17 protein-coding genes and 18 tRNA genes are annotated in these 21,516 nt (G+C 47.2%); 25 read left to right on the forward strand and 10 right to left on the reverse strand.

Annotated features, from left to right (window positions below):
* Positions 1-132 precede the first annotated feature (132 nt).
* From LRP49_RS11540 to ltaE, 3 genes are all read right to left on the reverse strand, one after another.
* Positions 133-900, reverse strand: coding sequence for a 3-hydroxybutyrate dehydrogenase (locus tag LRP49_RS11540; protein ID WP_274142350.1), 768 nt, complete (start codon positions 898-900; stop codon positions 133-135).
* Between the two features lie 93 nt (positions 901-993).
* Positions 994-1,935 (reverse strand): DUF808 domain-containing protein, encoded by a 942-nt coding sequence (locus LRP49_RS11545; RefSeq protein ID WP_274142351.1) that lies wholly within the window; start codon positions 1,933-1,935, stop codon positions 994-996.
* Positions 1,936-2,014: 79 nt separating this feature from the next.
* Entirely contained in the window at positions 2,015-3,025 is a 1,011-nt protein-coding gene (ltaE, locus tag LRP49_RS11550) for a low-specificity L-threonine aldolase (protein WP_274142352.1), read from the reverse strand.
* Between the two features lie 142 nt (positions 3,026-3,167).
* On the opposite strand from ltaE, the gene LRP49_RS11555 reads away from it, so the two are divergent.
* Complete coding sequence (locus tag LRP49_RS11555) at positions 3,168-3,899, forward strand: sulfite exporter TauE/SafE family protein (protein WP_274142353.1); 732 nt, start codon at positions 3,168-3,170, stop codon at positions 3,897-3,899.
* Between the two features lie 71 nt (positions 3,900-3,970).
* On the opposite strand, the gene LRP49_RS11560 is transcribed toward LRP49_RS11555, so the two are convergent.
* Positions 3,971-5,014: an ABC transporter substrate-binding protein gene (locus LRP49_RS11560; protein WP_274142354.1), complete on the reverse strand. Its 1,044-nt coding sequence runs from the start codon at positions 5,012-5,014 to the stop codon at positions 3,971-3,973.
* A 377-nt stretch (positions 5,015-5,391) separates the two neighbouring features.
* On the opposite strand from LRP49_RS11560, the gene LRP49_RS11565 reads away from it, so the two are divergent.
* The 19 genes from LRP49_RS11565 to LRP49_RS11655 all read left to right on the forward strand — a co-directional run bounded on the left by LRP49_RS11565 (position 5,392) and on the right by LRP49_RS11655 (position 12,942).
* Positions 5,392-6,675, forward strand: coding sequence for an NAD(P)/FAD-dependent oxidoreductase (locus LRP49_RS11565; protein WP_274142355.1), 1,284 nt, complete (start codon positions 5,392-5,394; stop codon positions 6,673-6,675).
* A 112-nt stretch (positions 6,676-6,787) separates the two neighbouring features.
* On the forward strand, positions 6,788-7,381 hold the full coding sequence (locus LRP49_RS11570; protein WP_274142357.1) for an alpha-ketoglutarate-dependent dioxygenase AlkB family protein: 594 nt from the start codon (positions 6,788-6,790) through the stop codon (positions 7,379-7,381).
* A 169-nt stretch (positions 7,382-7,550) separates the two neighbouring features.
* A tRNA-Cys gene (locus LRP49_RS11575) sits at positions 7,551-7,624 on the forward strand.
* A gap of 3 nt (positions 7,625-7,627) precedes the next feature.
* A tRNA-Gly gene (locus LRP49_RS11580) sits at positions 7,628-7,703 on the forward strand.
* A 42-nt stretch (positions 7,704-7,745) separates the two neighbouring features.
* A tRNA-Met gene (locus tag LRP49_RS11585) sits at positions 7,746-7,822 on the forward strand.
* A 32-nt stretch (positions 7,823-7,854) separates the two neighbouring features.
* A tRNA-Gly gene (locus tag LRP49_RS11590) sits at positions 7,855-7,930 on the forward strand.
* Between the two features lie 42 nt (positions 7,931-7,972).
* A tRNA-Met gene (locus LRP49_RS11595) sits at positions 7,973-8,049 on the forward strand.
* 33 nt (positions 8,050-8,082) lie between these two features.
* A tRNA-Gly gene (locus LRP49_RS11600) sits at positions 8,083-8,158 on the forward strand.
* A gap of 42 nt (positions 8,159-8,200) precedes the next feature.
* Positions 8,201-8,277, forward strand: a tRNA-Met gene (locus tag LRP49_RS11605).
* Positions 8,278-8,310: 33 nt separating this feature from the next.
* A tRNA-Gly gene (locus tag LRP49_RS11610) sits at positions 8,311-8,386 on the forward strand.
* A gap of 42 nt (positions 8,387-8,428) precedes the next feature.
* A tRNA-Met gene (locus tag LRP49_RS11615) sits at positions 8,429-8,505 on the forward strand.
* A gap of 33 nt (positions 8,506-8,538) precedes the next feature.
* Positions 8,539-8,614: transfer RNA gene (locus LRP49_RS11620), tRNA-Gly, on the forward strand.
* A 42-nt stretch (positions 8,615-8,656) separates the two neighbouring features.
* A tRNA-Met gene (locus tag LRP49_RS11625) sits at positions 8,657-8,733 on the forward strand.
* 208 nt (positions 8,734-8,941) lie between these two features.
* Positions 8,942-9,032: transfer RNA gene (locus LRP49_RS11630), tRNA-Met, on the forward strand.
* Between the two features lie 507 nt (positions 9,033-9,539).
* Positions 9,540-9,630: transfer RNA gene (locus tag LRP49_RS11635), tRNA-Met, on the forward strand.
* Between the two features lie 208 nt (positions 9,631-9,838).
* A tRNA-Met gene (locus tag LRP49_RS11640) sits at positions 9,839-9,929 on the forward strand.
* Between the two features lie 243 nt (positions 9,930-10,172).
* On the forward strand, positions 10,173-10,664 hold the full coding sequence (locus LRP49_RS11645) for an Lrp/AsnC family transcriptional regulator (RefSeq protein ID WP_274142358.1): 492 nt from the start codon (positions 10,173-10,175) through the stop codon (positions 10,662-10,664).
* Positions 10,665-10,856: 192 nt separating this feature from the next.
* Positions 10,857-11,837 carry an arginine deiminase-related protein gene (locus LRP49_RS11650; protein ID WP_274142360.1) on the forward strand — a complete coding sequence of 327 codons (981 nt, stop codon included), beginning with the start codon at positions 10,857-10,859 and terminating at the stop codon, positions 11,835-11,837.
* Between the two features lie 172 nt (positions 11,838-12,009).
* Complete coding sequence (locus tag LRP49_RS11655) at positions 12,010-12,942, forward strand: DHH family phosphoesterase (RefSeq protein ID WP_274142361.1); 933 nt, start codon at positions 12,010-12,012, stop codon at positions 12,940-12,942.
* A gap of 51 nt (positions 12,943-12,993) precedes the next feature.
* Here the strand turns inward: LRP49_RS11655 and LRP49_RS11660 are convergent, their stop codons facing one another.
* Complete coding sequence (locus LRP49_RS11660) at positions 12,994-13,347, reverse strand: HopJ type III effector protein (protein WP_274142362.1); 354 nt, start codon at positions 13,345-13,347, stop codon at positions 12,994-12,996.
* Between the two features lie 406 nt (positions 13,348-13,753).
* On the opposite strand from LRP49_RS11660, the gene LRP49_RS11665 reads away from it, so the two are divergent.
* The 4 genes from LRP49_RS11665 to LRP49_RS11680 all read left to right on the forward strand — a co-directional run bounded on the left by LRP49_RS11665 (position 13,754) and on the right by LRP49_RS11680 (position 14,654).
* A tRNA-Ser gene (locus tag LRP49_RS11665) sits at positions 13,754-13,844 on the forward strand.
* A gap of 40 nt (positions 13,845-13,884) precedes the next feature.
* Positions 13,885-13,961: transfer RNA gene (locus LRP49_RS11670), tRNA-Asp, on the forward strand.
* A gap of 486 nt (positions 13,962-14,447) precedes the next feature.
* Positions 14,448-14,538 (forward strand) — tRNA-Ser (locus LRP49_RS11675).
* Between the two features lie 39 nt (positions 14,539-14,577).
* Positions 14,578-14,654 (forward strand) — tRNA-Asp (locus LRP49_RS11680).
* A 302-nt stretch (positions 14,655-14,956) separates the two neighbouring features.
* On the opposite strand, the gene LRP49_RS11685 is transcribed toward LRP49_RS11680, so the two are convergent.
* Positions 14,957-15,925 (reverse strand): DMT family transporter, encoded by a 969-nt coding sequence (locus LRP49_RS11685; protein ID WP_274142363.1) that lies wholly within the window; start codon positions 15,923-15,925, stop codon positions 14,957-14,959.
* Between the two features lie 378 nt (positions 15,926-16,303).
* On the opposite strand from LRP49_RS11685, the gene LRP49_RS11690 reads away from it, so the two are divergent.
* Positions 16,304-16,981, forward strand: a complete 678-nt coding sequence (locus tag LRP49_RS11690) for a helix-turn-helix transcriptional regulator (RefSeq protein ID WP_274142365.1) — start codon at positions 16,304-16,306, stop codon at positions 16,979-16,981.
* 74 nt (positions 16,982-17,055) lie between these two features.
* Here LRP49_RS11690 and LRP49_RS11695 read toward each other — a convergent pair whose 3' ends face one another.
* The 4 genes from LRP49_RS11695 to LRP49_RS11710 form a co-directional block, all read right to left on the reverse strand.
* Entirely contained in the window at positions 17,056-18,207 is a 1,152-nt protein-coding gene (locus tag LRP49_RS11695; protein WP_274142367.1) for a M20 aminoacylase family protein, read from the reverse strand.
* A 55-nt stretch (positions 18,208-18,262) separates the two neighbouring features.
* Positions 18,263-19,225: a DMT family transporter gene (locus LRP49_RS11700; protein ID WP_274142368.1), complete on the reverse strand. Its 963-nt coding sequence runs from the start codon at positions 19,223-19,225 to the stop codon at positions 18,263-18,265.
* Between the two features lie 131 nt (positions 19,226-19,356).
* Positions 19,357-20,196, reverse strand: a complete 840-nt coding sequence (locus tag LRP49_RS11705; protein ID WP_274142370.1) for a maleate cis-trans isomerase family protein — start codon at positions 20,194-20,196, stop codon at positions 19,357-19,359.
* Positions 20,197-20,273: 77 nt separating this feature from the next.
* A complete protein-coding gene (locus LRP49_RS11710) occupies positions 20,274-21,440 on the reverse strand; it encodes a M24 family metallopeptidase (RefSeq protein ID WP_274142371.1) in 1,167 nt (388 codons plus the stop codon).
* Positions 21,441-21,516: the final 76 nt, after the last annotated feature.

The raw sequence follows: 21,516 nt of genomic DNA on the forward strand, positions 1-21,516 counted from the left end.
AGTGTAGCGTCGTTAACTTACTGATTTTGAGATAAAGAGTGCAGGATGTGCTTGCAATGTGGACTGGCGCACTTATTTGGGTTTTAAGTGGTCAATAAGTGCGCAATCTTTTCTGGGGTAGGTCAGCGTTCGTTAGGTTGCAGTCCATCCGCCATCAATGGCGATTGCTTGTGCAGTAATATTTTTCGCCGCCGGAGAGCAGAGAAAAATTGCCGTGTCGGCCATTTCGGAAAGCGCAATAAAGGCTTTTTTGGGCATGGGTTTAAGCATGATTGTGTTGATGACTTCTTCTTCGGAAATCTGATGACTTTCAGCTTGCGCGGCAATCTGATTTTCTACCAACGGCGTTTTGACATAAGACGGGCACAGGGTGTTTATCGTAATGTCGTGTTGGGCAGTTTCTAATGCGATGGTTTTGGAAAATCCCAAAAGCCCGTGCTTGGCGGAAACGTAAGCAGATTTGTAGGGTGACGCAACAAGGCTATGAATGGATCCAACGTTGATAACTCTGCCAAAATTTTGTGCGTACATTTGAGGAAGAAATGCGCGGGTGAGCATCGCGGGCCCGGTAAGGAGGATATCGATGATAAGTCGCCATTTGTCCTCTGGAAACGTTTCTAACGCAGAAACGAACTGTATGCCTGCATTGTTGATGAGTATGTCGACGGGGGCATCAACACGTTGCGGGGCAGAGGCGATCTGTTCAGAGTTTGTGACATCCAATATGATGCCCTTCACTGAGACATCATATTGGCTGCTTAGTGTATTGACTGCTTTCTCAAGCGCATCTTGATTAATGTCTGACAGGGTCACTTTAAAGCCTGCTAAGGCGAAACCTTCTGCCATGCCATATCCAATACCGCTGGCTCCGCCAGTGATCAAAACGTGTTTTGTCGACATAGTAGCTCCCTTACTCTTGGTCGTTTTTTACACTAAGACTCTGTGAGTAAAGCAGCAATCCGTAGAAGTACGCAATTTGATTGAAATTAGACGTTACTGTGCTTTTTTGGGCATGATCTTGCCTGCGATATCAACGATGAATACCACCAAAATCCCCGCAATAATGCCGATAATGCCGTTCAGGAGCGTAGGGAGTACTGCTGAAACAATTGACCCGACGGAAGGAATTAACGCCGTTTCTTGTGCAGCATCGGTAATCAACTCTGACAACACATGAACGCCATGGGTAAGAATGCCTCCCCCGACGAGGAACATGGCGACGGTACCGATGACAGAAAGGGACTTCATTAGCCAAGGCGCAAATGAAAGTAGTCCACGTCCGATTCCCTGAGCAATCGACGCGCGTTTTTGACTGAGGTATAAACCTACGTCATCAATTTTCACAATGATTGCGACAAGGCCGTAAACGCCGACAGTCATAATTAAGGCGATGCCAAACATGGTGATCACCTGCGTTAAGAAATCGCTGGTTGAGACGACACCAAGGGTGATAACGATGATTTCTGCTGAGAGAATGAAATCCGTTCTAATCGCCCCTTTTACTTTTTGCGCTTCATGTTCGGCAGCGTTGAGGGTTACTGCGTTATAGTCGGCTTTGTCGTCATGAACAGGTGCATCATGCGCTGCCGTTTCTTTTTTATGGAAAAAACTGTGGATGATCTTCTCTGCACCTTCAAAACAGAGAAACAAGCCACCCAGCATGAGCAAGGGCGTAATAAGCCAAGGAGCAATAGCACTTATCGCCAATGCTGCCGGAACTAAGATCAGCTTATTTAGGAGGGAGCCTTTGGCGACAGCCCACACCACAGGGAGTTCTCTGTCTGCTTTAACACCAGATACCTGTTCTGCGTTGAGTGCCAAGTCATCACCCAGTACGCCAGCCGTTTTTTTAGCCGCAATCTTACTCATGACAGAAACGTCATCGAGTATGGTTGCTATGTCATCAAGCAGGGTTAGTAAGCTTGCACCGGCCATAATGGCTCCTTATGGATTTTACAAAAAAGTCAGGGGCGGATAACCGCCCCTGATTCATCGTATGTGTTTACGCGTTAATTTATAGCTGTTGCTCAATGGCAGTCAGCAGAGCGTCAATATCTTCTTTTGACACGTCTTTGTGTGTGACAAAGCGCATCGCTTTATAAGAAGGAGATACCAGAATACCTTGCTCTTTTAACACTTTTGCTATCGCATGAATATCAATATGCGGTGCAACATCGGCGTAAACTATGTTTGTTTGCACGGGATAGATAAACGTATTAAAACCCGGGATCGCCCCAAGATTTTCTGACAGGTAACGCGCGTTGTCGTGATCATCTTTGAGACGTTCTACATTTTCTGTCAGTGCCATCATGCCCGCAGCAGCCAAAATACCCGCCTGGCGCATACCGCCACCCACCATCTTGCGAAGACGACGTGCGCGCAGGATGTAATCTGCATTACCAAGCAAGAGTGAACCGATAGGTGCACCTAAGCCTTTTGACAGGCAGATTGTCATCGAGTCGAAGTGTTTACTGATTTCTTGGATATCGACATTCAATGCCACACTCGCGTTGTAAACTCGGGCACCATCTAGGTGTAGTTTTAAGTTGTGTGTGTCAACGAACTCGCGCGCTTTCGCGAGATAATCCAAAGGAAGGACTTTACCGCCGATGGTGTTTTCAAGGCTAAGCAGCTTAGTACGTGCAAAGTGAACATCATCAGGCTTAATGGCCGCGGCAAGTTTTTCAAAACACAATGTGCCATCTTTGTTGTTTTCGATTGGCTGAGGTTGAACTGAGCCTAAAACGGCTGCTCCCCCTGCTTCATATTTGTAGTTGTGAGCTTGTTGGCCGCACAAATATTCGTCACCACGGTCACAATGTGCCAGAATACCTAGCAGGTTTGCTTGCGTGCCAGATGCAGTAAACACAGCAGCCTCAAAACCATGACGTTCAGCCGCCCACGTTTCCAGTTCATTGACGGTAGGATCATCTCCGTAAACGTCGTCGCCTACAGGCGCATTGGCCATTGCTTCGCGCATTCTCTGGTCTGGCTGGGTTACCGTGTCTGAACGAAAATCAATCATTTCTATCTATCCTGATTACTGCGTTGATCTTGGACTCAGATTACTCTGGTTCGTTGAAAAAGTAATTACAAAACATCACCAATTCTCGACCGATCCCCTTCTTGAGTCACAGAACGGAGGACGGTAAAAAAAAGGGGGCACCATGGAATGGTCTTGGCTTTTTATCTCACTAGCTTGTTTGGTTACCGGCTTTTCGAAGTTTTCAGTGGGTGGGCTAGGGCTAGTGATCCTGCCTTTGATGATGGTGGCGTTGCCTGGCCCCGAAGCTCTGGGGGTGATTGTTCCTCTGTACCTGCTAACAGACTTCATCGCTGTTATGACCTACCGAAAGAATATCAACTGGTCAGTATTGATGAGGTTAATTCCCTTCGGTGCTGTTGGCGTGGCATTAGGTACCTTCGTGCTTGGCAATATTGATGCAAGAACGTTTATGACGGTATTGGGGCTATTGATATTTACACTGCTGGGGCTATCTATTTGGTTAGATTATCGTCCATTGCCCATTTTCACCAATCGGTATGCAGCAAGTGTCGCAGGAATGCTTTGCGGATTTGTTGGTGTGCTTGCCAACGCGGCAGGACCTTTGATGGGCCTCTTTTTGCTTGAGCAAAAGATGGAAAAATCAGCCTACGTAGCAACCCGTGTTTGGGCGTTTCTGATGTTAAACATCATGAAGGTAGTAGGACTCGTTAGTTTAGGACTGATTAACACGGACACCCTACAAGGTAGTGCCGTTGGGTTACCAGCCTTATTTTTAGGGATGTTTTTCGGGTACAAGTTTTTTGCCCGTATATCACCAGAGCAGTTAAAAATGATCGTGCGTGGTGCTATTTCGTTGAGTGCGGCGCACATGCTGTTTTTTAAATCAAACTGATACCACAATGTTTGGATATAAAAAAACCGCAGCACAGGCTGCGGTTTTCATTTTAATCGTCATGAAAAGGATTAGCTTTTCAGCAACTGCCAGTAGCGGTTGTAAATTGTCACAGCGTCGCCAACATCGTTGGTGAACTCACCTTTTTCCACATCAGCATCTGAAGGGAAAATCATATTGTTTTCAGTGTATTCCGCTGACAGCTTTTCTTTCGCTCGTGAGCTTGGTGCCGGATACCCCAACTCTTCAACCATTGCCGCTTGGTTCTCTGGGCGGTAAAGGAAGTCGATAAATTTGTGTGCAAGGTCTACCTTTTCTGCGCCTTTCGGGATGATGAAGTTGTCCATCCACATGATAGAGCCTTCTTCAGGGTAGATGAGCTCGATGGTGTCCATCTCAGCTTTTGCTAAGTAGGCATTGCCATTCCATTGTTGGCCAATACCAACTTCACCCGTCACGAATGGTACGTGCGGTGCATCAGAGTTATAAACAACAACAGCTGGGCGCAAATCTTTCAGCATTTCGTACGCTTCTTTGATTTCCGCTTCGTTGGTGGTGTTGATGCTGTAGCCTTTGGCTTTCAGTGCCATACCAAACACATCGCGAACGTCGTCCAACAACATGATTTGACCGGCATACTCTGGCTTCCATAAGTCAGCCCATTTGGTGACTTTAGAGCCATCAACGATGTCACTGTTGTAACTGATCGCAGTTACACCCCAGATATATGGCAGAGAGTAATCGTTATTTTCATCAAAAGGCTGACCCATTAGGCCAGGAATGATGTCTTTGACATGTGGGATCTTCGTTTTATCGATTTTCGCCAGCATGCCTTCGTTGCTCATACGTTCAATAAAGTACGTCGATGCGAAAGCAAGATCGTACCCTTTCCCGTCAAGCAACTTCAGCTTGGTATACATGGATTCGTTGTTTTCAAACGTCGAATAGTTAACTGTTACATCATATTCTTTCTCGAACGCTTCAATCACGTTCATGGGCATATACTCAGCCCAGTTATAGATGTTCAGTACTTCGCTGTTTGCAGAAACATTGAAAGACACAGTTGCGGTAAGTGCGATGCTCGCCGCTTTCACCCCTTTAAGATATTGGTTCATTTGTTTTAGTCCTTAAGCGGTATACCCAAACTACCTTAAGGCGCAGACCCCCTATCCTAGGGAACAGCCTACGGGTCAAGAGGCATCTACTCCGGCATCAATCCTTTAACGCCGCCCACAAGCAGAAACCATCAGCTTAACCCGTCATTCTCAGCGAAAAGCACCTTGAGGTAGTTTGGGTAGATACCAAGCTGAAAAATAGAGCGCGCATAATCAGAACAAGTGACTAAATAGTCAATGAAAAACTTTGTGCAAAGAGTAACAATTTGTGCCTACATCACACCTTGAATAATCTCCTTGCCAGCGGTAAGGGTTGGTGCGAATATTCGCCCAATTTTTTTTCAATTTAACTTTGTCTTGTAGGATGAAATCGCAAAATGGCGAAAGAACACGGGTATATCGATAGCTACTACCAAGCAACAGCAAACGTATTGCCTGAGCAACCAGAGCTCACAACTGATATTCAAGCAGATGTTTGTATTATTGGTGCAGGATTGACGGGCACAAACGCCGCAATTGAATTGCGTAAGAAAGGTCTGAGTGTTGTAGTGCTAGAAGGACAGCGCATTGCGTTTGGTGGGTCAGGTCGTAACGGCGGCCAAGCACTGGTTGGCTACTGCCTAGGTTTGCGTGAAGTTGACGAAGAGTACGGTCCTGAGTGGGGCAAACAGCTTTGGGACTTGTCTGTAGAATCTATCGATATCATTCGTGAGCGTATTAGCGAGTTCAACATCGACTGTGATTTCCAAGAAGGTTACATCGAACTGGCATTGAATAAAGGCCAGGAGAAAGAGCTGAAATCTTGGCATGAACTGAAGCATGGGCGTTATAACTACCCAGTTGCGCAGTGGTGGGATACCGACAAGATTGAAGAAGTTGCGAACACTCGTCGTTACCTTGGTGGTCTGTTCGATCCAAATAGTGGTCACGTTCACACGCTGAACTACACCTTAGGTCTGGCGCAAGCAGCGATCTCTGTGGGTGCTGAAATCTACGAAAACAGCCCAGTGATCAAACTTGAAAAAGGCGCAGGCGTAAATACTGTGAAAACGGCAAAGGGCAGCGTAAAGGCCAAGCAGGTTCTGCTGGCATGTAATGCTTACTTAGATGGCCTGCACCGTAAGGCGCAATCTAAAGTATTGCCTGTTGCTTCTTATATTGGCGTAACCGAGCAACTGGGTGATCGTCAGCCAATCACCAACAATATGGCGATGTCAGATCTGAACAACTGCCTGGACTACTTCCGACCAACCGCAGATGGCCGCATTTTGTTCGGTGGCGTTAACCACCCATTCAATGGCGAGTACCCAGATAGCCAAGAGCGTCTTCGTCAGCGTATGTTGAAAGTCTTCCCTCAGCTGGCAGATGTGAAAATGGAATACCACTGGGGTGGTCTGTTCGCGGTAACACGCAGTTACATGCCAGAAATTCGCCATCTCGGGAATGACATTTACACCGCACATGGCTACACCGGCCATGGTGTTGGCCTAACGAACATTGCAGGTCGTGTTGTTGCAGAAGCAATGGCAGGGCAGGCAGGTCGCTTCGATGTGTTCTCTCGTATTGACCATGGCTGGATTCCAACGCCTAAAGTACTGCGTAAACCCGCATTGGCGATGGCAATCTGGAAAGCTAAGATGGAAGACGCACTGGCGAACTAATTCTCCGGTTCTTCATTTTCTGAAAGGGTGGCATTGGCCGCCCTTTCTTTTTTAACGGGATGTCATCTTCTGACTGCTTTGGTAACGTATGAAAGGCAAAAAGGAGAGGGCAATGCAAGGCGACTTATTTGAAGATCAAGGCTGGATAAACATTCCCGATGGTTTGCTTTACTGGCAACCTGATTTCATCCAACAGGATGAAGCGGCCAACCTGTTTACTGTGTTATCTGATTCACTCCCTTGGCAACAACTCCCTATTACCATGTTCGGTAAAGAAGTCCTTCAGCCAAGAATGCAGGCTTGGTTCGGTGAAGCTTATACCTATTCAGGGTTATCCCTGACACCAGCGAAAATGCCAGACGCGTTGGCGGTGCTGAAAAAGCGATGCGAGTCCGTTGCAGGTGTTGCGTTTAATTCTGTGCTTGCGAATTTGTATAGAGATGGAAATGACTATATGGGTTGGCATCAAGACAATGAGCCTGAATTAGGAATGGCCCCCTCTATTGCCTCTTTAACATTGGGAGACACACGCAGGTTTGTTTTACGTCATGTGCAATCAGGAGAAAAAAGGGAATTTGAGCTGAATTCTGGCTCCTTGCTAATTATGGCGGGTAAAACACAAACTTATTGGCAACATTCAGTGCCCAAAACCGCTAAAGTTAGGGGGCCGCGAATCAATCTTACTTACCGCTCTATCAATTTCTAATTGAAAAATTGCGTGATTATGCTTCGATATGGTCGATTTATATCGTCTTTGATGTGTATTTGAGCGAACGAACATTAATTTCAAAAAATAGTGTTGACTAGATCACGTGAATCCGTAGAATGCGCACCGTACCGCAGAGGAAGGCAACTTACTGAAGCGGAACAGAGAAGGCGCGTTGGCAGAGTGGCTATGCAGCGGATTGCAAATCCGTGGACCTCGGTTCGACTCCGGGACGCGCCTCCATTTGCGACACTAGCTCAGCTGGTAGAGCGCAACCTTGCCAAGGTTGAGGTCACGAGTTCGAACCTCGTGTGTCGCTCCAAACATATAAGTCGTCATCGTACTTTAAACGGTGAAACACGGACGCGGGATGGAGCAGCTTGGTAGCTCGTCGGGCTCATAACCCGAAGGTCGTTGGTTCAAATCCAGCTCCCGCAACCACATTTAGTCATTCGGCTACGCCGGATGACAATGCGACACTAGCTCAGCTGGTAGAGCGCAACCTTGCCAAGGTTGAGGTCACGAGTTCGAACCTCGTGTGTCGCTCCAAACATATAAGTCATCATCGTACTTTAAACGATGAAACACGGACGCGGGGTGGAGCAGCTTGGTAGCTCGTCGGGCTCATAACCCGAAGGTCGTCGGTTCAAATCCGGCCCCCGCAACCACATTTAGTTATTCGGCTAACGCTGGGTGACAATGCGACACTAGCTCAGCTGGTAGAGCGCAACCTTGCCAAGGTTGAGGTCACGAGTTCGAACCTCGTGTGTCGCTCCAAACATATAAGTCGTCATCGTACTTTAAACGGTGAAACACGGACGCGGGGTGGAGCAGCTTGGTAGCTCGTCGGGCTCATAACCCGAAGGTCGTCGGTTCAAATCCGGCCCCCGCAACCACATTTAGTTATTCGGCTAACGCCGGGTAACAATGCGACACTAGCTCAGCTGGTAGAGCGCAACCTTGCCAAGGTTGAGGTCACGAGTTCGAACCTCGTGTGTCGCTCCAAACATATAAGTCGTCATCGTGCTTTAAACGGTGAAACACGGACGCGGGATGGAGCAGCTTGGTAGCTCGTCGGGCTCATAACCCGAAGGTCGTTGGTTCAAATCCAGCTCCCGCAACCACATTTAGTTATTCGGCTAACGCCGGGTGACAATGCGACACTAGCTCAGCTGGTAGAGCGCAACCTTGCCAAGGTTGAGGTCACGAGTTCGAACCTCGTGTGTCGCTCCAAACATATAAGTCGTCATCGTACTTTAAACGATGAAACACGGACGCGGGGTGGAGCAGCTTGGTAGCTCGTCGGGCTCATAACCCGAAGGTCGTCGGTTCAAATCCGGCCCCCGCAACCACATTCGAAAGCCCAGACTTAGGTCTGGGCTTTTTTGCATTTGAGATTTGTACACCGAAAGGAATGGATGCTTTGCACTGATAGAGCGCAACCTTGCCATGGTTGAGGTCACGCCTATACCTTGCAGATCGGGAACCTCGTGTGTCGCTCGCTTTCTCATAAAAGCATGGGTATAAGTCGTCATCGTACTTTAAACGATGAAACACGGACGCGGGGTGGAGCAGCTTGGCAGCTCGTCGGGCTCATAACCCGAAGGTCGTTGACGGATCACCGCCCGGTACAAATCCAGCCCCGCAACCACATTCGAAAGCCCAGACTTAGGTCTGGGCTTTTTTGCATTTGAGATTTGTACTCCGAAAGGAATGAATGCTTTGCGAATGATTGAGCGCACCTTGCCAAGGTTGAGGTCACGCCTATACCTTGCAGATCGGGAACCTCGTGTGTCGCTCGCTTTCTCATAAAAGCATGGGTATAAGTCGTCATCGTACTTTAAACGGTGAAACACGGACGCGGGATGGAGCAGCTTGGTAGCTCGTCGGGCTCATAACCCAAAGGTCGTCGACGGATCGCCGCCCGGTACAAATCCAGCCCCGTGACCACATTCGAAAGCCCAGACTTAGGTCTGGGCTTTTTTGCATTTTAGGTTTGTACTCCGAAAGGAATGAATGCTTTGCACTGATAGAGCGCAACCTTGCCAAGGTGGAGGTCACGCCTATACCTCGCAGATCGGGAACCTCGTGTGTCGCTCGCTTTCTCATAAAAGCATGGGTATAAGTCGTCATCGTACTTTAAACGATGAAACACGGACGCGGGGTGGAGCAGCTTGGTAGCTCGTCGGGCTCATAACCCGAAGGTCGTTGACGGATCACCGCCCGGTACAAATCCAGCCCCGCAACCACATTCGAAAGCCCAGACTTAGGTCTGGGCTTTTTTGCATTTGAGATTTGTACTCCGAAAGGAATGAATGCTTTGCGAATGATTGAGCGCACCTTGCCAAGGTTGAGGTCACGCCTATACCTTGCAGATCGGGAACCTCGTGTGTCGCTCGCTTTCTCATAAAAGCATGGGTATAAGTCGTCATCGTACTTTAAACGGTGAAACACGGACGCGGGGTGGAGCAGCTTGGTAGCTCGTCGGGCTCATAACCCGAAGGTCGTTGACGGATCGCCGCCCGGTACAAATCCAGCCCCGCAACCACATTCGAAAGCCCAGACTTAGGTCTGGGCTTTTTTGCATTTGAGATTTGTATTCCGAAAGGAATGAATGCTTTGCGACTGATAGAGCGCAACCTTGCCAAGGTTGAGGTCACGCCTATACCTTGCAGATCGGGAACCTCGTGTGTCGCTCCTCATATAACGACTACTGGTTAAACGTTTCTCTAGTCAGTATTGCTGTGTTAGTTTTTAGCAAAAGAAAAATTCACTATAGGAGCCAAAGGATATGGCTATTTCAAACGTTACTTCACTCGATCGTATTGATATCGAAATCCTACGAATCCTTCAGGAGAATGGGCGATTACCTGTCGTAGAGTTGGCAAAGCGCGTGAATTTAACGACGACACCTTGCTCGGAACGCGTAAAACGCCTTGAGCGGGAAGGGTATATTTCGGGGTACCACGCTGAGCTATCAGCGGAAAGGCTGGGGCTGGATGTACTGATCTTTATCCATGTTCGTTTGGATCAAACCAATCTATCTATCTTCGACAAGTTTGCTAAAACGGCTCTGTTGATCCCTGAGATCGAAGAGTGTTATTCGCTCTCTGGAGACTTTGATGCAATGATCAAAGTCAGAGTGAAAAACATCAAAGCGTATCAGCAGTTCATGTCTACTCGCATTGTTGAACTGCCAGGTGTCATTCAAACCCGAAGTGAAATCGTTATTGCAGAATATAAACGCAGTACCGGAATAAATGCCGACCTGATTTCTTCGTAAATGATGCAAGGTTAAAGAAAAGTAACGGGAAACATCTGTGCTAGTTAGGTAAATTACCTTCCAATCCTTATATTTGAAGGTAATTTATAAGCTTAACAACGGAATAATGAGCCTATTTAGGTAATGTTTAGTCCTGACTACCACTAAAATTAACCTCATAACAACAATGTTAATAATATGTTGAGGTGTTAGATGGTCGCCCCAATTTTCAAAGATACGGACACTTCTTCACGAGGGGAGAGTTACGCAACCAACGCTGTTGTGATGGTTCCTCCTGTCGATTTCAAGTTTAATTTCGAAACCAGCTCAGACAATGAGTTTCAGCAACGGCTCGATTTACCCGATGCTGAAGTCAGAGCTAAGGCATTGGCAGAATTCTACAACATGGTGAGCATTCTCCGAGGGCTAGGCGTTAACGTGACGGTGATGGACTATACAGGAGATGGGCTTGAGACACCTGATGCCGTATTTCCTAACAATTGGTTTTCGACGAACAGAGCAGGTGACGTCATTCTATTTCCGATGGCGTGTCAAAATCGGCGCAACGAAATTCGCCCAGATTGCCTTTTGGACGCGCTGAGTAAAGAAGGTTTTGACGTTTCTGAGGTAGTCACTGTTGGCAACATGAGTCATCCCACCGCTTTCTTAGAAAGTACAGGGGTGATGATTCACGACCATGTGAATCGAACGATTTACGCGGCGCTTTCTGACCGTTGTGACAAAAAACTTCTGCTGCAATATTTGGATGTGAGTGAGTTCCACGAGCTACTATCTTTCGAGACTCAAATGGCGTCAGGAGCTAGCGTTTACCACACCAATGTGATGATGGCTGTGGGTGATGGTTTTGCTGTTATTTGCGATGAAATCATTGAGGAGTTTGAGCGACGACGCGTGCTTTCGACATTAAGGAAAACGAAAGAGGTTATTTCCATCTCAGAGGCGCAAATGGGCCAATTTTGCGGCAATATTTTGCAACTGAAAAATGATAACAATGAGCACCTCATCGTCATGTCTCTCTCTGCATACAACGCTTTTTCACGGGAACAAAAAAACATTCTCAGGAAACACGGTAAGCTCGTACCCATCGATGTAACCACCATCGAAACAATAGGGGGAGGGAGTGTCAGGTGTATGTTAGCTGAAAATTTTCTCCCTCAAAGAGATTGTTCCTAAAGCCGCCTAGCGGCTTTTTTCTTTTCAGACAAGCATCTGCATTTGAAGGATCGACATCACCGAGTTGCAGAATTGGGTATTCGTCTTATTCTTAAGAGAGTAGGAGAGCTGAGATCATTTAAGTCATATAGGGACAATTGGTTCCCAACCCTCTGTTAAAGGGAGCAAAGATATGCCTGAAAGACGATATCGTCTTATCACACGAAGCGATTTTGACGGACTAGTGTGTGCAGTGTTGTTGAGACACATCGATTTGATCGATGACATCAAGTTTGTGCACCCAAAAGACATGCAAGATGGCGTGATTGAAATTAACGAATATGACATCACGACAAACCTGCCATACAACTCAAAGGCGCATCTGTGCATTGATCACCATGCCTCTGAAGTACTCCGCAATGAGGATTTAAACGCCAATCACATTATCGACCCTGATGCACCTTCTGCTGCGCGCGTTGTTTGGAAGCATTTTGGTGGAGAGAATACCTTTCCTGAATCTTGGGATGAAATGATGGAAGAGGTAGATAAAGGCGACTCTGCGCAGTACACCAAAGATGAAGTTCTCTACCCCAAAGGCTGGGGGCTACTTAATTTCATTATGGATGCGCGCACGGGGCTAGGTAGATTTAGGGAGTTCCGCATTTCAAATTATGAACTCATGATGGATTTGATCGAACACTGTCGCGATAAACACATCTATGAAATCATGGAGCTACCAGATGTAAAGGAACGGGTAGACCTCTACTTCAGTCACAGAGAAAAATTCCAAGAACAAATTCGCCGTTGCAGCTCAATTTGTGGAAATCTCGTGATGTTAGATCTTCGTCATGAGGACGTCATTTGGGCTGGAAATCGTTTTGAAATCTATGCGATTTTCCCACAATGTAACATCTCTATTCATGTTCTTTGGGGCCTGAAGAAGCAAAATACAGTGTTTGCTTGTGGTAAGTCCATTTTTGACCGTGACTCAAACACCAACATCGGTGAACTGATGTTGAACTATGGCGGCGGAGGGCATGAAAATGCAGGTACCTGCCAGGTGCCAAATGAAATGGCTGCCAGAGTTGAAGACGAACTCATAGTGCAAATAAATAAAGATGGCTAAATGACAAAGCCCGCGATTAGCGGGCTTTTTTCAGCTTGTAGTCGGTTGTTGTTACTGTTTTACAGTGGCTTTTGGCTGCAGTGGAATGCGTTCAAACCATATGCCTTTCCAACCATTCTCCATAAAATTTCGAATGTTCTGATGATCGGTTCCCGTTGGATTTTGTTTCACATCCTCTCTGTAATAACGACCAAAGCAATGCAGTATCGCGTCTTCACCGATTCCGTGAAGCTTTCCAAAGGCAAAGATTTTACAAGATCCTGAGTTCTGCCCTTCCTGGTTTACCAGAGAGCCATTCGTGAAGCAGCACGGGGAGAAATCATAATACTTTTCGATAATCCCTATCGTGTCCTCAAATTCTATTAGTTCGGGTGTGTTCGATAACGTCTGTAGAAATTGGTTCAATTGCTTATTCCCATTGAAAAGCACGTCAAAAGCTGAAACTAAAATACGGAAAAAGTGGCCCGGTGAGATGGGTCAGTCCAACGCAGCACTCTTGATATGTTGTATCAAGTTATAATGATAAATTGAAGAATAAGCATCCAGCAATATGTACAAACTCACAGGAACTGCCTTTATTTCTTATTCTCACATCAAAAGGCGTAGCATTGTTAACCAAAGGGGGCTCAAGATGCGAGAAGATTTGGTGAAAAATAAAATTCTAGCTATCGAAAGCCTATGAAATACACAGCATATGTGAAAATTCACACCGAAAAGCATCGGGTTGGCGATGATTTGACCGAACGGTAGGGTTTGAGTGAAAAAGCTATTTACAGCATTGCTGAGTCCCGCTATTATTCGCCGCACTTACGGAGGGATGGCTGAGTGGTTGAAAGCACCGGTCTTGAAAACCGGCGTGCGTTTATAGCGCACCTAGGGTTCAAATCCCTATCCCTCCGCCACTTTTCATCGATGAGCTAAATGGCTTGTTGATAAGAGATTGGAGCGGTAGTTCAGTTGGTTAGAATACCGGCCTGTCACGCCGGGGGTCGCGGGTTCGAGTCCCGTCCGCTCCGCCAACGATTTAAGCCCGATGCGAAAGCGTCGGGCTTTTTTCTTATACGCGCCCCAAAAAGTGCTTCGCACTTTGGTCGCGTCCGGAAGCCCGGCGCGTTGAGTCCCATCCGCTCCGCCAACACAACGAAGCCTCAGCAGAAATGCTGGGGCTTTTTTGTATGCATTGAATTTTGGAATAGGACTCTCACGAGCCTGCGGCTTGAGTCCCGCTGGTGCGCCAGCCCGAACTAGGTGTCTCCACCGGTCCGCCAACGCAACGAAGCCTCCACTGTGCGCGCCCGCTTAAATAGCGAGGTGTCGTTCTCCATCGCATTCGTGATTATCACCCAAGATGAATCGAGCAAATAGTCTTCCTGCTATTGATTGTAGATAAACCAAAAAACAGACCATTTTTGAACGATGTGATCTCATTCTGTCCAAACGAACAAAATGCTTAAAAATAGGTATTTACAAGGTTTTCGAGTATCTATATTATTCGCCGCACCTACGGAGGGATGGCTGAGTGGTTGAAAGCACCGGTCTTGAAAACCGGCATACGTTTATAGCGTATCTAGGGTTCAAATCCCTATCCCTCCGCCACTTTTCATCGATGAGCTAATTGCTTGTTGATAAGAGATTGGAGCGGTAGTTCAGTTGGTTAGAATACCGGCCTGTCACGCCGGGGGTCGCGGGTTCGAGTCCCGTCCGCTCCGCCAACACAACGAAGCCTCGCTAGAAATAGCGGGGCTTTTTTGTATATATTAAATTTTGGGATAGGACTCTCACGAGCCTGCGGCTTGAGTCCCGCTGGTGCGCTAGCCCGTCCGCTCCGCCAACACAACGAAGCCTCAGACTGCGCGTCCCGGAAGAAATGCTGGGGCTTTTTTGTATCTGTCGAATTTGAATTTCCTTCCTAGTCACATTGTTTGCGTTATCAGAGATAAAAAAGCGCCCATGATGGGCGCTGGTAAGTAGGGATATATTTTCGTTATTAGACTTGTTTGTTGTTTTATAGGAATTAGGCTTTCTGTGCTTCTAAGGTGATGGCAGGTTCTTTGCCTTCATATTTTGTGAACACATAAAGTGCGACAACAATGATGGACACGATAACGGTCTTGCTGAACACTAATTCTTCACCTAGCGTCATTACCGCGACGACATAACCGACCAGCGGCATCAAGTTCAGTGCCATTGTCGCTTTTTCAACGCCAATTTGTTTGAAAGAGTAAAGCTGAACAAGGTAGCTACCACCTGAAATACCGGTACCCAAGAAAATCAGTAGGGTGATCAGCAATGGGCTAGAAAGAATAATGTTGATTTGTGAAAGGTCTAGATCCATCGCGAAGACAACCACAATACCTAGAACAGCAACTGAGATGTACTGGTACAACATGGACACAACGGAGCCATATTTCTCAGCAAGACTTGCGCGCAGGTGTGCTGTCCAAGCGAGTGACAACATTGAACAGGTAACAAACACATAGCCCAGCATTGGTGTACCGCCTTCAATGCTGTTCGTTGGCCCAACGCTCATCGCATAGATACACAATGCCGACACGATGAACGCACCCCATTGGATCTTGTTCATTCTGAAATTCATGAACATCATGCCGAAGAACACAGTAGCAAAAGGTTGCATGCCTTGGATGACACCATTCTCAGTCGCCCCAATGTGCGAAAGAGAGAGGAAGTTGAAAAGAGAGAAAGCACCTTGGCCAATGATCCCGCACAGGGCAATTTTCAGGTAATCCTTCTTTTCGATCCGCATGGAAGAGCCTAAGTCTTCGCTGAGCGATTTACTTTTTGAAGTAAAAAAGAAAATGATGGAAAGGCCAATAACGGCAGTCACGTAACGGAAGAAGACAAGTGTTAGTGGGTCTACCGCCATCGAAAGGGGTTTAGATACAACACCCGTTACGCCCCAAATTACGGCAACAGAGATTGCGGCTATCCATCCTAAAAAGGCATTGCCTTGTCGATTCTGCATGGTCATTCCTTATCAAATTATTGGGAAGCTTTTTTACTAATGGATTCAAATAGCTGAGGAGGCAACAAATAACGCGTGTCATGACGCCTGCATTGCTGCGTTTTAACTCGATTAATCAGATGAAATGCAGTTTACTGATTGAAGAGTTAAATAATGTGACCCAAGACGTGTGGTTTAAATTAGTTGACTGAAAAGAGGGTTTTAAGTTCCAAATAGTGAATTCGGTCAACTTAAATGAACTGAAATACGGTTTTCATTGATTTTCACGGGTTTGTCGGTTTTATAAAGTGAACGCAGGAAATTTTATTGATTGAAAATCGGACAGCGACGCATGACAATGTAGTCAACATAAGTTAACTAAAAATAGTAATGGCACTCATGAACAGTATCAGTGAATTGTCTACAAAGTTTACGGCGAAGGATCGCGACGTGTTGATGGCCTATTTTCGCTTGGCCGATACCATTGCTGATTTCATTGGTCCTCACTGCGAAGTGGTGATTCACTCCTTTGAGAGTTTCGAAAAGTCTGTCGTCAAAATTGTGAATGGTCATCATACGGGGCGTGAAGTGGGCTCACCACTCACCGATTTGGGGCTTCGAATGCTTAGTGCCTTTGAAAAAACGGGGAATGTGACGCCAAAGAGCTACTTCACCGAAAGCAAAGAGGGGGCACTTCTGAAATCGACCACCTGCATTTTGGAAAGTGAAGAGGGGCGTCCGATAGGGATGTTCTGCATCAACATGAATTTGTCTTTCCCGTTTCCTGAAATCATAAAGACGCTAATGCCAGATATGGCTCAATCTCCGATGTCAGTGAGTGAGAATTTCAGTGCCAGCGCGGGAGATGTGATAGATCAGGCACTGAATCAGGCCATCATCGAAGTGGAAGGGGATGTTTCCATTACGCCTAAAGGTAAGAACAAAGCGATTACAAAACTCCTGTTTGAGAATGGTATTTTTGAACTCAAGGAAGCGACGGCGATTGTGTCTGAGCGTCTTGGTATCACCCGCCATGCCATCTACAAGTACCTTCGAGAATACAAGGCTGAGAGTTAGGAACGTCAGCGTTAACTGTGACAAAAAAGCGCCCACTCTGTGGGCGCAAACGTCGTAGGGTGTTTCCGTTTTTCTTATTTATTAAGTCGATCTTCGACCAGTGTTTGCCAGAACTGAACGCCTGACATCAGGATTTCGTCATTGAAATCGTAGAATGGGTTGTGCAGCGCAGTGCCACCGCATTCACCCACACCATTACCCACCAAAATGTAACAACCTGGGCGTTCACGCAGCATGAATGAAAAGTCTTCACTGATAGTGAACGGCGCGCAGCTTCCATTTACTTTATCTTCACCAGCGACTTTGATTGCCGCTTTTACCGCGTGCTCGGTTTCTGCAGCACTATTGATAGTGGAGAGGAAACTGTTGTTGAAGTTGTAGGTGTATTCCACGCCTGCAGACATACATTGACCTGCCACGATACGCTCAATGGCTTTTTCAATCTTGTGCAGTGCTTGGTCGGTAAAGCTACGTGTATCGCCCGTAATGGTCACGCGAGATGGAATGACATTAACGGTGCCGTTGGTTTTGAATTCGGTTACCGAGATCACCGCCGTTTCGTCAATCGCACTCAAGTTACGAGACACAATGGTCTGCATTGCGGTTACGATTTGTGCGCCAACTACGATTGGGTCAGTACCCATATGCGGCATTGCAGCGTGGCCGCCTGTTGCGATCACTTCAATCTCAAAGCTGCTCTCGCTAGCCATCAATGAATGAGGGCGGGTAGCAAAATGGCCAGCTGGGATGCCAGGCAAGTTATGCATGGCGTAGATTTCATCAATATTCCAGCGCGTGAACAGCCCGTCCGCAATCATCGCCTTTGCACCAACGCCGTGTTCTTCCCCAGGTTGGAATATGAAGTACACAGTGCCGTCAAAATCTTTAGTACGTGCTAGCTCGTGTGCTGCACCGAGTAGCATGGCAGTGTGACCATCGTGACCGCAGGCATGCATGACACCTTCGTGCACCGAGCAATGGTCAAACGTGTTCTTTTCGTGAATATGAAGCGCATCCATGTCAGCACGCAGGCCGATTGAACGGTCACTGTCACCACATTTTAGAATACCAAGTACACCGGTTTTACCAATGTTACGGTGAACTTCGATGCCAAACTCTTCCAGCTTGTTAGCGACCATTTCCGATGTCATCACTTCTTCGAAACCGAATTCAGGATGCTTGTGAATGTGATGGCGCCATTCAGTCACGAGTTGCTTAATGGTCATGGGTGTTCCTCATTTATAAAGTGGGCGCAGCTCCGGGCTGCGCCGTGTAACTAACTTATGCTTCTTGAGCTTCTAATTTGGTTTGTGCTTCTTTCGCTTTATCGTTACCAAAATTCATGAACATCATCATTGAGCCGATAACCACAACGATAGCCAGCAGTCGCATTGGTGTCACTGATTCGCCCAGAGCAAATACCGCCAGTACGAACGAAGACAGTGGCATCAGGTTCAGAGCCATACCGGTACCGTCAACACCAACACGTTCCATCGCATAAATGTAGATTAAGTAGCTGATGCCAGAGATACCGACACCCAGAATCGTGATACATAGAATACGTAGTGGTGAGCTAAAGATGCCAAGCGCAGAAGACAGATCCGCACCGGTGAATAGCAGGTACATACCAAAGCCAATCGAGGCGAAAACAAACTGGTGGAACATGGTCGCTACTGAGCCGTATTTCTCTGCCAGTTCTGCACGAGCATAAGCCATGGTTGCGAAGCTTGCGGCACTACCAAAACAAATCAGGTGGCCGATATTGAATCCATTGGTTTCTGAGTTTGGATCCATGACCAGAATTGCTACACCAACAAACGCGCCCAGTGCAGATAGCATTTGCAGATTGTTAAAGCGTGCACCGTGGCGAACGAAGCCGACAGACAGGATCAATATTGGGATCAAGCCTTGGATAACACCGTTTTCAGATGCGGTGATGTAATCCAAAGAAAGGAATGACAAGAAACTAAAGGCACCTTGGCCGATGATGCCACACGCGGCACTCCAGAAAATGTCGTGACGATTTTCCCAGTTAAGTTTGAAGTCTCTTTTTTTCTCTACTTTGCCTGTAGCGATACCGACGTTAAGAATGATTGCCAGAGTGATAAATGCGACGGTATAACGCGCCCAAACAAGGACTTGAGGGTCCATGACTTCAAGGATAGGTGTACCGACGATCCATGGAATACCCCACAGTAAGCCGATGAAAATTGCTGCTGCCCAACCTATTGCTGTACGGTTCATAATCTATTTCCTTTTAAATCGATAAATTTGAGACGAGCACCCCCGCAAGCACCGAAATGCCAGTATTAGAGAGGAGGTCGGGAGTGCTCTGTAACCGGTAGAGCTAAATCTTGTTTCCGAACGGTGCGACGTTATGCCGCGGTTTCAACGCCTTCGCCTTCACCATCTTTTAGGGTGTCGATCATTGGGTATGGCGATGCGTCTAGGTTCAATAGACGGCCGTACCCCGGACATGATGCGATGTTCCCTGACAAGTGCATGGCGTGCCAGAACATGGCAGAGTTACTGCAAACGACGGGAATACCGAAGCGGTCTTCGATTTCTTGAATGTGGTCGAGAACCCGTAGGTTGGTGCATGACATGAATACTAAATCCGCGCCGGAGTCTGGAAGCAGTTGCTCCAAAGCATCCAACATAGATTCGCGTGAAACCGTGGTAATGTCGGTGTCGCGTTCAATGCCTAGAGAACCCAGACGAACGACGTCAAATCCCGCATTGGTCAGTTGTTGGTACAGGGGAAAGTTCACATCGGTAGGGTAAGGTGAGAAAACCGCTATCTTCTTTGCACCTAGGTGCCTAAATGCGGCTTGCGCTGCCGTCCACGGATTGGTGGCTGGAATATTGCCACGGTTCTTCGTCAACAATTGTGCGACACGGTCTTCACCGATAATGATTGATGCGGAGGTACAGCCAAATGCCATAACATCCATTGGCAGGCCGTAAGCAATCAGGTCCGATGCTTCACTGATGCCATTGGCAATGTTATCCAATGCTTCTGGTGTCATTTCGCTGCTGTAAAACACGCGGCTACTGAATACGGCAGCTTGGGTGCCAATCAGTTTCGCCCAATCCATTTCCAGAGAATGATCAGTGCTCAGTTGAACCAGTCCGATATGCGTGCGATTAATGCGTGGCGCAGCGTGGTAGGTCAGAGGAATTTCAAACGTTTTAAACTCTTCTACAGTCTTCATAGGGTACAGCATCCAAAAGTGGGCCGACATAGGGGGAAACCGGCCCGAATTATTATTTTTAGTATTTAGATTTGTTGTTATTTAATGATGATCAGTTCTGGTTCAGCGCGTTCACTTAGCCACTCAGCACCATTCTCAGTGATCACGATGTTTTCTTCGTGAACCATTGATTTGCCTGGTGCGTAAACCATGCCTGGTTCAAGTGTCATTACCATGCCAGGTTTCAGTAGCGTGTTGTCGGTTGCGGTGTTAGATGGGCGTTCAGTCAGCTCCATACCTAGACCATGACCTAAGCGGCCAACGTCATTCCCGAGAGCTCCGTTTGCTTCCAATACCTTCCACATTGCATTGTAGATATCAGATGTGGTTGCACCCGGACGCGCAGCTTCAAAGCCCGCCGTGGTTGCTTCATAAACCGCGCGATATGCGTCTTTGGTTTGCTCGCTTGCAGAGCCAAACGCCCAGTTACGGTCAAAATCAGAGAAGTAACCGTCACGTTTTGCACCGGTGTCAATGATCAGCACGTCGCCATCTTCAATCATGCGATCAGTTGGGCCCATGATGATGCTGTCGTAGCCGTCAGGGCCAGAGCCTGCGATGATGTATGGACACTCATCAGCACCTTCTAGCAGCATGTCGATACGGAACTGCTTACAGATCTCGCGTTCAGTCATGCCCGCTTTTGCGTATTCAGGTACCTTTGCGAAGCCAACATTCGTGATGCGACAGATCTCTTTTACCTTCGCTATTTCTGCTGCTGATTTCACTTGGCGAATTTCATGCATTTGCAGAGAAACATCCACAAACTCTTTGCTCACCATGGTGGTCAACTTCAGGTAGTTGTTCACTGGCATGCGCAGGTGAGATTCAATGCCTAGCGTTGCACCGACACGACCAAATCGAGCTGGTAGAGAGTTCAAGTAACCAGCAACCAAGCTGATACCGTCGTCTTCTGGGCGTGGAGAAGGCCAAGTGATGATGTTATCTACCCATGTGCCTGCCATGCCGCTTGCACCGATCTCTGGGATGATTGCAGTTGGTTTACCTTCAGCAGGGATCACAACGAACCAAGGACGAGTTGGGCTGTGCCAGAACTGGGTGAAGAAGCCTGTGAAGTAACGAACGTTTGGTTCGGTAGTCAGGATCATCGCATCCAGTTTCATCTCACGCATCATTTGTTGAGCACGAGCGGTACGTTGTTCAAATTCCGCTACTTCAAAGCCACGGGCTAGATAATCAATCATTTCAGTATCCTTCTACACTCATTATTTTAGTTACACAAAGTGAACTTAACTGAAGGTTTGGTTCACTATCGGTAAC

The sequence above is a fragment of the Enterovibrio qingdaonensis genome, assembly GCF_028683135.1.
GTDB lineage: Bacteria > Pseudomonadota > Gammaproteobacteria > Enterobacterales > Vibrionaceae > Enterovibrio > Enterovibrio qingdaonensis.

What these genes read in the sequence shown, in the direction of transcription:
- LRP49_RS11655 (WP_274142361.1), top strand. Translation starts at nt 12,010, where the DNA reads ATGCCTGAAAGACGATATCGTCTTATCACACGAAGCGATTTTGACGGA.
- LRP49_RS11645 (WP_274142358.1), top strand. Translation starts at nt 10,173, where the DNA reads ATGGCTATTTCAAACGTTACTTCACTCGATCGTATTGATATCGAAATC.
- LRP49_RS11695 (WP_274142367.1), bottom strand. Translation starts at nt 18,207, where the DNA reads ATGACCATTAAGCAACTCGTGACTGAATGGCGCCATCACATTCACAAG.
- LRP49_RS11570 (WP_274142357.1), top strand. Translation starts at nt 6,788, where the DNA reads ATGCAAGGCGACTTATTTGAAGATCAAGGCTGGATAAACATTCCCGAT.
- LRP49_RS11690 (WP_274142365.1), top strand. Translation starts at nt 16,304, where the DNA reads ATGAACAGTATCAGTGAATTGTCTACAAAGTTTACGGCGAAGGATCGC.
- ltaE (WP_274142352.1), bottom strand. Translation starts at nt 3,025, where the DNA reads ATGATTGATTTTCGTTCAGACACGGTAACCCAGCCAGACCAGAGAATG.
- LRP49_RS11700 (WP_274142368.1), bottom strand. Translation starts at nt 19,225, where the DNA reads ATGAACCGTACAGCAATAGGTTGGGCAGCAGCAATTTTCATCGGCTTA.
- LRP49_RS11565 (WP_274142355.1), top strand. Translation starts at nt 5,392, where the DNA reads ATGGCGAAAGAACACGGGTATATCGATAGCTACTACCAAGCAACAGCA.
- LRP49_RS11545 (WP_274142351.1), bottom strand. Translation starts at nt 1,935, where the DNA reads ATGGCCGGTGCAAGCTTACTAACCCTGCTTGATGACATAGCAACCATA.
- LRP49_RS11685 (WP_274142363.1), bottom strand. Translation starts at nt 15,925, where the DNA reads ATGCAGAATCGACAAGGCAATGCCTTTTTAGGATGGATAGCCGCAATC.
- LRP49_RS11650 (WP_274142360.1), top strand. Translation starts at nt 10,857, where the DNA reads ATGGTCGCCCCAATTTTCAAAGATACGGACACTTCTTCACGAGGGGAG.
- LRP49_RS11555 (WP_274142353.1), top strand. Translation starts at nt 3,168, where the DNA reads ATGGAATGGTCTTGGCTTTTTATCTCACTAGCTTGTTTGGTTACCGGC.
- LRP49_RS11540 (WP_274142350.1), bottom strand. Translation starts at nt 900, where the DNA reads ATGTCGACAAAACACGTTTTGATCACTGGCGGAGCCAGCGGTATTGGA.
- LRP49_RS11710 (WP_274142371.1), bottom strand. Translation starts at nt 21,440, where the DNA reads ATGATTGATTATCTAGCCCGTGGCTTTGAAGTAGCGGAATTTGAACAA.
- LRP49_RS11560 (WP_274142354.1), bottom strand. Translation starts at nt 5,014, where the DNA reads ATGAACCAATATCTTAAAGGGGTGAAAGCGGCGAGCATCGCACTTACC.
- LRP49_RS11705 (WP_274142370.1), bottom strand. Translation starts at nt 20,196, where the DNA reads ATGAAGACTGTAGAAGAGTTTAAAACGTTTGAAATTCCTCTGACCTAC.